This is a genomic window from Streptomyces sp. UH6 (assembly GCF_013421635.1).
In the GTDB taxonomy this organism is placed as follows: domain Bacteria; phylum Actinomycetota; class Actinomycetes; order Streptomycetales; family Streptomycetaceae; genus Streptomyces; species Streptomyces abyssomicinicus.
In genome coordinates this window covers 1-2306 of the sequence record NZ_JACADT010000913.1, presented here as the reverse complement: position 1 = coordinate 2306, position 2306 = coordinate 1, and the positions used below count along the sequence as shown (strand labels likewise).

2 protein-coding genes are annotated in these 2306 nt (G+C 73.8%); both read right to left on the bottom strand.

The annotated features are described in order from the left end of the window. The coding region (locus HW445_RS27500; protein WP_180223575.1) for an NAD(P)/FAD-dependent oxidoreductase at positions 1-1154 on the bottom strand (1154 nt) is incomplete at its 3' end. A 136-nt stretch (positions 1155-1290) separates the two neighbouring features. After that, on the bottom strand, positions 1291-2235 hold the full coding sequence (sigJ, locus tag HW445_RS27495) for an RNA polymerase sigma factor SigJ (RefSeq protein ID WP_180223574.1): 945 nt from the start codon (positions 2233-2235) through the stop codon (positions 1291-1293). Between the last annotated feature and the right edge of the window lie 71 nt (positions 2236-2306).

The following is a 2306-nucleotide window of genomic DNA, read 5'->3' as shown; positions in this document are numbered from 1 at the left end:
CGGCGGCGCCGCACCGGCATCCCGAAGAACGGGTTGGCGACGCCCCAGGCCGCGCCCTTGCAGACCAGTTCCTTGTAGAGCGCGGCGAACCGGCCGGTCAGGGCGGCGTTCACGGACCGGTCGTCCGCGGTGACGTACTGGATGAGCCCTTCCTTGCGTCCCAGCGAGATGCACTGGTTGAAGTAGCGCGGCGTGGTCCTCGGGAGCTTCCCGCCGGTGAGGCGCGCCGCGAGGGAGTCGGCGGCCTGCCAGGCGGTGGGAACACCGCTGGCGCAGGACATCCGCAGCGGCTTGTCGCCCGGGCCCATGACCAGGGCCGCGTCGCCGACGGCGTAGACGTCGGGGTGGGACACGGAGCGCATCGTCGCGTCGACCACGATCTGGCCCGTCGCGCCGACCTCGAGGTCGGTGGCCTCCGCGAGCGGATGCACGGCGAAGCCCGCGGTCCACACGGTCACCGCGGCCGGGACCTCCCGGCCGTCGGCCGTCGTGACCCGGTCGGCCGCGACGCCGGTGACGTCGGCGTGCTCGTGCACGGCGATGCCGAGTCCGTCGACGACCTTCCGCAGGTGCCCGCGCCCCTTCTCCGAGAGCCAGTCGCCCAGTTCGCCGCGGACGGCGAGGGAGACGGCGAGGTGCGGGTGGGACTCGGCGATCTCGGTGGCGGCCTCCAGACCGGTGAGGCCCCCTCCGACGACCACCACGGACCGCCCGGCCTCCAGGCCGGTCAGCCGCTCGCGGAGCCGGAGGGCGCCGGTGCGGCCGGCGACCTCGTGGGCGTGCTCCGCGACGCCGGGGACGCCGTGGTCGTTCCATCCGCTGCCGAGGGCGTACACGAGCGTGTCGTACTCCAGCTCCTCGGTGCCGTCGCCGGCCGCGGCGCCCTTGACCGTGACGGTCCTGCGGCCGACGTCGATCCCGGTGACCTCCGCGGTCCTCAGCCGGACCCCGGTGCCCCGGAACATCTCGGCGAAGGGCCGGTGCCTGAGGTTCTGACCGGCGGCGAGCTGGTGCAGCCGGACCCGTTCGACGAAGTCCGGCGCGGCGTTGACGAGGGTGATCTGCACATCCGCCGGGTCCAGCCTCCTGGCGAGGCGGCCGGCCGCGACGGCTCCGCTGTAGCCGCCGCCGAGGACGATGACGCGGTGCTGCATTTTCCTGCTCCTGTCTGTGCGGTCGGTCGCCCGTCGCGCGGGCTGTCACGCCTCTTGAACCGGACAGCCCGCCGTTTCCTGACAGGAAGCGAAAGTGACCTGGATCACACCTGACCCAGGGGGGTCGGAACGGGGGTCAGAACGCGTGGAACAGGGGCTCCCCGCGCTCGTCCGACGCCCACCGCTCGGTGGCCCGCCGGAGCTTGTCCGGGTTGACCTGGCTGCGGAAGCCGGCGATGCCCTCGGGGGTGAGCTCGAGGCACACGACGCCGACGATCCGCCCGTCCACGACCGCCACCACGGCGGGCTCCCCGTTGGCCGTCGTGGCGTAGACCCCGGGCGAGCCGCCGACCATGTCGCGCTTGGCCTTGGCGGGCCGGAACAGGCCCCACATGAACTTGGCGACCGCCAGTGCGCCCTCGAACGCCTTCGCCCGGGCCGGGACCTTGCCCCCGCCGTCGCCGATCGCGACGGCGTCGTCGGTGAGCAGCCGCAGCAGCCCGTCGTACCTGCCGCTGGTGGCGGCGGCGAGGAACTCCTCGGCGATCCGCCGGGCGGCGCCCGCGTCGACCTCGGTCCGGGCCTTGCCCTGCGCCAGGTGCCGCTTGGCGCGGTGGTAGATCTGCTGGCTGGCGGCCTCGCCGATGTCGAGGACGTCGGCGATCTCGCGGTGCGAGTGCCCGAACGCCTCCCTGAGCACGTACACCGCGCGCTCGTTGGGCGACAGCCGCTCCATCAGGGTCAGCACCGCGTACGACACCGACTCCCGCTGCTCCGCCGTCTCGGCGGGGCCGAGCATCGGGTCCCCTTCGAGCAGCGGTTCGGGGAGCCACTGGCCCACGTAGGTCTCGCGACGCGCGCGGGCGGAGGTCAGCTGGTTGAGGCACAGCCGGGTGAGCACCTTGGTCAGCCACGCCTCGGGGACCTCGATGCGCTCCGGATCGGCGGCGTGCCAGCGCAGGTACGTCTCCTGGACGGCGTCCTCGGCGTCGCTCGCGGACCCGAGCAGCCGGTAGGCGATCGCCCCCAGCCGGGGTCGGGCGACCTCGAACCTGTCCACGTCCTCGGCGGTCAGCGGCATGCCCCGATGCTATCCGCCGTCCCACCGCACCGCCGCCGCCCGGGGACCGTGCCGTTCCACGGGCGCACGGC